Source organism: Salipiger sp. HF18 (assembly GCF_011806505.1).
GTDB lineage: Bacteria > Pseudomonadota > Alphaproteobacteria > Rhodobacterales > Rhodobacteraceae > Salipiger > Salipiger thiooxidans.
Genome location: NZ_JAATOS010000264.1, coordinates 1 through 5,750, shown reverse-complemented (window position 1 = coordinate 5,750; position 5,750 = coordinate 1). Strand labels below are relative to the sequence as shown.

The 5,750-nt window shown below is 66.2% G+C and carries 7 protein-coding genes; 4 read left to right on the top strand and 3 right to left on the bottom strand.

The window, feature by feature from the left end:
• The 3 genes from HC022_RS17905 to tpiA all read left to right on the top strand — a co-directional run.
• Positions 1–238 (top strand): DapH/DapD/GlmU-related protein (locus tag HC022_RS17905; protein ID WP_303049076.1); only part of this gene is annotated, 238 nt, incomplete at its 5' end.
• 27 nt (positions 239–265) lie between these two features.
• Positions 266–646, top strand: coding sequence for an iron-sulfur cluster assembly accessory protein (locus HC022_RS17900; protein ID WP_008884950.1), 381 nt, complete (start codon positions 266–268; stop codon positions 644–646).
• A 176-nt stretch (positions 647–822) separates the two neighbouring features.
• Positions 823–1,569 carry a triose-phosphate isomerase gene (gene tpiA / locus HC022_RS17895; RefSeq protein ID WP_008883964.1) on the top strand — a complete coding sequence of 249 codons (747 nt, stop codon included), beginning with the start codon at positions 823–825 and terminating at the stop codon, positions 1,567–1,569.
• 181 nt (positions 1,570–1,750) lie between these two features.
• On the opposite strand, the gene HC022_RS17890 is transcribed toward tpiA, so the two are convergent.
• The 3 genes from HC022_RS17890 to HC022_RS17880 all read right to left on the bottom strand — a co-directional run bounded on the left by HC022_RS17890 (position 1,751) and on the right by HC022_RS17880 (position 4,988).
• Positions 1,751–3,127: a TRAP transporter large permease gene (locus tag HC022_RS17890; RefSeq protein ID WP_167453338.1), complete on the bottom strand. Its 1,377-nt coding sequence runs from the start codon at positions 3,125–3,127 to the stop codon at positions 1,751–1,753.
• A gap of 7 nt (positions 3,128–3,134) precedes the next feature.
• A complete protein-coding gene (locus tag HC022_RS17885) occupies positions 3,135–3,824 on the bottom strand; it encodes a TRAP transporter small permease (RefSeq protein WP_167453337.1) in 690 nt (229 codons plus the stop codon).
• Between the two features lie 153 nt (positions 3,825–3,977).
• Positions 3,978–4,988 carry a DctP family TRAP transporter solute-binding subunit gene (locus HC022_RS17880; RefSeq protein ID WP_167453336.1) on the bottom strand — a complete coding sequence of 337 codons (1,011 nt, stop codon included), beginning with the start codon at positions 4,986–4,988 and terminating at the stop codon, positions 3,978–3,980.
• Between the two features lie 285 nt (positions 4,989–5,273).
• Between HC022_RS17880 and HC022_RS17875 the strand changes: the two genes are divergently transcribed.
• A partial coding sequence (locus tag HC022_RS17875; RefSeq protein ID WP_167453335.1) for an HD family hydrolase occupies positions 5,274–5,750 on the top strand: 477 nt, incomplete at its 3' end.

The following is a 5,750-nucleotide window of genomic DNA, read 5'->3' as shown; positions in this document are numbered from 1 at the left end:
CACCGCCGACCACCCGCGCGACGGCGAGACCCGCGCCGCGGGGCTCGAATTCGGACGGCCCGTCACCATCGGCCGCAACGTCTGGATCGGCGGCGGTGCGATCCTCCTGCCGGGGGTCACCGTCGGCGATGACGCGGTGATCGGCGCGGGCGCCGTGGTGACGCGAGACGTGGCAGCGGGCACGACCGTCGCGGGAAACCCGGCGCGTCCGCTTGTGTCACGCCCCGCGAACGCTTAGATTTGACACTCCAAAAGGAGACACTCGATGTTCGGTATTCCTGGCAAACAGGCCGTGACCATGACCCCTGCCGCGGAAACGCAGGTGCGGAAGCTGATGGACCGCGACGGACGCGCCGGTCTGCGCATCGGCGTGAAGAAGGGCGGCTGCGCGGGCATGGAGTACACCATGGAGTTCGTCGACACGGCGGACCCCAACGACGAGGTGGTGGAGCAGGACGGCGCCCGCGTGATGATCGCGCCGATGGCGCAGATGTTCCTCTTCGGCACCGAGATCGACTACCGCAGCTCGCTGCTCGAATCGGGGTTCCACTTCAACAACCCCAACGTGGCAGATGCCTGCGGCTGCGGGGAATCGATCAAGTTCAAGGACGTGGAAGAGCTCAGCGTCGAGCGCGGCGACCCCTGATCCCCGCCGGGCGCCGGTCGCGGCGCCCCGCCGACCCTCCACGTCGGCCAGCGCCAGGGTGCTGGCACGGTCCCAGCCGAAACTCTCCCGATATGTCGCGGCATTGGCGGTCGCCCTGCCCTTGACGGCAGCGCCCATCCTTCGATGATGTGCCCGAACCGCAGAAGGGAGAGACCATGCGCACCAAACTTGCCGCCGGGAACTGGAAGATGAACGGGCTCAAGGCAGCCCTGTCCGAGCTCGGGGAGATGGCCGCCGCCGCGTCTGGCCCCGCCGAAGTCCTGATCTGTCCGCCCGTGACACTGGTCGCCGCCGCCGCAGACGCCGCAGAGGGTCTCGCCATCGGCGGTCAGGACTGCCATGCCAAGGCCTCAGGCGCCCACACCGGCGATGTCTCCGCCGCGATGCTGGCGGATGCCGGCGCCGAGTACGTGATCCTCGGCCACTCCGAGCGCCGCACCGACCACGACGAGCATGACGAAGACGTCCGCGCCAAGTGTGAGGCAGCCTGGGACGCCGGTCTCAAGGTGGTGCTCTGCGTGGGCGAGAGCCTCGAAGAGCGCGAGGCGTCGAACACGCTCGACATCATCGGCGGCCAGCTCGCCAAGTCGATCCCCGACGGGGCCACCGGCCACAACCTCGTGGTCGCCTACGAACCGATCTGGGCCATCGGCACCGGCAAGGTCCCCACCACCGACCAGATCGGCGAGGTTCACGACTTCATGCGCGCCCGCCTCGAGAAGCGCTTCGGCGAGGGCGTGGGCCGCTCGGTCCGACTGCTCTACGGCGGCTCGGTGAAGCCCTCGAACGCGGGCGAGATCTTTGCGGTTTCCAACGTCGACGGCGCGCTGGTGGGCGGCGCCTCGCTCAAGGCGGCCGATTTCGTGCCCATCATCGAGGCGCTCAACGCGAGCGCGGGCTGAGGGCGCAGGACCGGTGAGGGGCCAGCCCCTCACACTCCCCGGAGTTCAGGGGCAAGATGAAGAGCGGGACCGTCCCTTCATCTTGCCCGATAAACTCCCGCCGGAGGCAGGCCGGCCCCCGGAATCGCAAGCGGCGCCCCGATCGGAGCGCCGCTTTTTCGTTTGAAATGATCTGCCCGGATCAGCGGGTGATGATCTCCGGTCCCATGAAGGTCGTCGGCAGCCAGGTCGACAGGATCGGGATGTAGGTCACCATGATCAGGAAGACGAAGAGCACCGCAAGGAAGGGCAGCGCCGCGCGCACCACGCTCATCATAGGCTTCCCGGCCACGCCAGAGGTCACGAAGAGGTTGAGACCCACCGGCGGGGTGATCATGCCGATCTCCATGTTGACCACCATGATGATGCCGAGGTGGATCGGGTCGATGCCGAGCTCGATGGCGATGGGGAACACCAGCGGCGCGACGATCACCAGGAGGCCCGAGGGCTCCATGAACTGGCCGCCGATCAGCAGGATCACGTTGACGATCACCAGGAACATCACCGGGCCGAGCCCAGCCCCGAGCATGGCGCTCGCGATCTGCTGCGGGATCTGCTCATCGGTCAGCACGTGTTTCAGGATGAGCGCATTGGCGATGATGAACATCAGCGTGATCGTGAGCTTGCCGGCCTCGAACAGCGTGTCGCGGGTGTCGCGGTGGAAGAAGGCCGTCACCAGCGCGATCGGCTTTCGGATGAGCGGCAGGTTGGGCTCGCCGTTCCGGCCCGCGAGCGGCCCCATGTCGCGGTAGACGAAGTTCGCGATCAGGAAGGCGTAGACCGCGGCCACGGCAGCGGCTTCGGTCGGCGTGAAGATGCCGCCGTAGATCCCGCCGAGGATGATGACGATCAGGAACAGGCCCCAGAGCGCCTCGCGGCCCGCGGTGAAGACCTCGCCCCAGCCCAGCCACTCGCCCTTGGGCAGGTTCTTGACCCGCGCCATGACGTAGATGGTGATCATCAGCATGGTGCCCGCCATCAGGCCGGGGATCACGCCCGCGAGGAACATCCGCCCCACCGAGACATCGGTCGCCGAGGCGTAGACCACCATCACGATGGACGGCGGAATGAGGATGCCCAGCGTGCCCGCGTTGGCGATCACGCCTGCCGCGAAGTCCTTGGTGTAGCCCACTTGCCGCATGCCGGCGATGACGATGGAGCCGATGGCCACCACGGTCGCGGGCGAGGACCCGGAGAGGGCAGCGAAGAGCATGCAGGCGAAGACGCCGGCAATGGCGAGGCCGCCGTGCACGTGGCCCACCAGCGCGATGGAGAAGCGGATGATCCGCCGCGCCACGCCGCCCGTCGACATGAAGCTCGAGGCGAGGATGAAGAACGGGATCGCCAGCAGCGTGTAGTGGCCGGCCATCGCCTGGTAGAAGCTCTGCGCGACCGAGCTCAGCGAGGTGTCGGAGAGCACCAGCAGGAAGACGATCGACGAGATGCCGAGCGAGACTGCGATCGGCACGCCGATCAGCATCAGGCCGACGATGATGACAAAGAGAAGTAAAACGTCCATCGGTCTTTCAGTCCTCGCGGTTCATGTGGGCCACGTCTTCGACCGCGTCTTCGGCCTCGTGGCTGACGATCAGGCTGGTCTGGGCACCGGTCCAGATGCGCCACCCCGCCTGGAGGAAGCGGAAGAACAGCAGCGCGGCGCCGAAAGGCAGCATGGCGTAGGGGATGAAGCGCGGCAGCTTCTCGTAGGCCTCGCCCTCGTTGATCCAGGGCTCGATGAAGCGCAGCCACTCGGGCATCGGGATGTCGACCACCTCGTACCAGGAGCGGTAGGAGGTGCGTGTCATCTCCTCGAAGCCCGTGGGGAACCAGCGGCCGGTGGTCTGCGGCAGGTTGACGAAGTTGGCCCAGTAGTCCCAGGCGCCCTTCAGCAGCAGCGCCGCGTAGACGATGCAGACCACCGCCGCGATCAGCGCCATAGCCCGGCGGACGGTGGCCGGCACCAGCGTGGTGACCGCGTCGACGCCGAGATGGGCAGTGACCTTCACCGCGTAGGAGATGCCGAAGAGCACCAGCCACGCGAACAGGATCGTCACCGCCTCAAGGCCCCAGATGAGGCCGGTGTTGAAGCCGTAACGCAGCACGACGTTGATGAAGGTGATGAGCGTCATGAGCCCGAGGATCACCGCGATGGCGGTTTCCTCGATTTCGTTGACGATGCGGCCGAGCGCGCTCTGGCCGTGGGTGTGACTGGACATGCTGTCCCCCCATTCCGCGTCCGGGCACCGGCCCCGGCGCCTTGTCCGGTTAGTGATGTCTGATGGGAAACCGTGTGAAAAAGGGGACGGCGGACCGTCCCCTGCAGCGGCCGGCCCCGGTCCATACGGGCCAGGCCGGCCGTGTGCGGGCGATCAGCCCTGCACTTCGGCGTTGAACTTCTGCGCGGCCTCGATGTTTTCCACACCGACGTCGCCTTCGAACTTCTCCCAGACCGGCTTCATCGCGTCGACCCAGGCCTGGCGCTGCTCGGGGTTGAGCTCGCGGATGGTGCCGCCAGCGTCGAGGATGGCCTGGCGGTTGTCGGCGTCGACCTCGGCGATGGCCGCGTTACGCTCGGCGGTGACCTCGTGGACGATGGTCTCGAGCTGGGTTCGGATGTCCTCGTCGAGGCTGTCCCACCAGTCGGCCGAGGTCACGACCATGTAGTCGAGCACGCCGTGGTTGGTCTCGGTGATGCCGTCCTGCACCTCGAAGAACTTCTGGCCGTAGATGTTCGACCAGGTGTTGTCCTGGCCGTCGACCACGCCGGTCTGCAGCGCGCCGTAGACTTCCGAGAAGGCCATCGGCTGCGGGCTGGCGCCGAGCTGCTCCATGTTCGCCTTCAGCACCTCGGAGGGCTGCACGCGGAACTTGAGGCCCTTGGCGTCCTCGGGGGCGACCAGCGGCTTGTTGGCCGAGAACTGGGTCATGCCGTTGTGCCAGAAATCGAGGCCGAGCAGGCCGCGGCGAAGCATCGATTCCTTCATTTCCTGGCCGGTTTCCGAGTTTTGGAACGCGTCCACGGCCTCAATGTTCACGAACATGAACGGCAGGTCGAAGATGCGGAACACCTTGGTGAACTGCTCGAACTTGGACAGCGAGGGCGCGGCCATCTGCACGTCGCCGTTCAGCATTGCCTCGAGCACCTGGTCGTCGTTGTAGAGCGTCGAGTTCGGGTAGACCTCCATGCAGGCCTTGCCGTCCATCTCGTCGTTGACGCGCTGCTGGAGCAGCGTCGCCGCGATGCCCTTGGGGTGCTTGTCGGTGTTGGTCACGTGGCTGAACTTGATGACGATTTCGCCATCGTCGCAGGCAGCCATTGCGCCAGTGGCGCCGGTGGTGAGGGCCGCAGCGGCCACGGCGGTCATCAGAAACGTCTTCATCGGTATCCTCCCGAAAAGTGATGATCGAGGCCCTTCTCCCCTGCGGACCCTCCGCTGAACACATGACAGCCATGCGCGAATTGCATCAAGCCTGTGTGAAGCGTCGTGACAAAATCGTCATGAAATCCAATCGTCTCAGAGGGTTGAATGCCTCCACCCCTGTCACTATGGCGAAACGCCGCCTGTGGATGTGCGGAACTTCGCACAGGCTTCCCGGTTCCCCGTGCGGAAATCCGCACATTTTGTCTTTGGCGAATCTCGGGAGCCGCCCGCACACTCCCCCGCATGGAACCGGATCGTCACGACCGCATCATCGCCTTCATGGGCGAGGCCGAACGCCTCAAGGCGACCTTCCGCTCGGGCCGCACCAGCGCGGAACGGCACGAGAGCGTTGCCGAGCACTCGTGGAGCCTCTGCCTGCTGGCACTTCTGACCGAGGACGAGAGCGGTGTGGATTTCGCCCGGCTGCTGCGGCTGTGCATCGTGCACGACCTCGGTGAGGCGATCTCGGGCGACGTCCCCGCCATCGACCAGGGGCCCGACACCGACAACCTCTCTCTCGAGCGGGCGGATCTTGCGACACTGACCGAGGGTCTGCCGCCGGACCTGCGCGACCGGGTGCGCGGGCTGTGGGAGGAATACGAGGCGGGCGAGACTCCCGAGGCGCGCGTCGCAAAGGGGCTCGACAAGCTCGAAACCATGCTTCAGCACGTCACCGGCCCGCAGGAGCCCGGCTTCGACTACGGCTGGAACCTGGGCTAC

Coding starts and splice junctions, on each gene's coding strand:
- HC022_RS17900 (WP_008884950.1), top strand. CDS start 266: ATGTTCGGTATTCCTGGCAAACAGGCCGTGACCATGACCCCTGCCGCG.
- tpiA (WP_008883964.1), top strand. CDS start 823: ATGCGCACCAAACTTGCCGCCGGGAACTGGAAGATGAACGGGCTCAAG.
- HC022_RS17890 (WP_167453338.1), bottom strand. CDS start 3,127: ATGGACGTTTTACTTCTCTTTGTCATCATCGTCGGCCTGATGCTGATC.
- HC022_RS17885 (WP_167453337.1), bottom strand. CDS start 3,824: ATGTCCAGTCACACCCACGGCCAGAGCGCGCTCGGCCGCATCGTCAAC.
- HC022_RS17880 (WP_167453336.1), bottom strand. CDS start 4,988: ATGAAGACGTTTCTGATGACCGCCGTGGCCGCTGCGGCCCTCACCACC.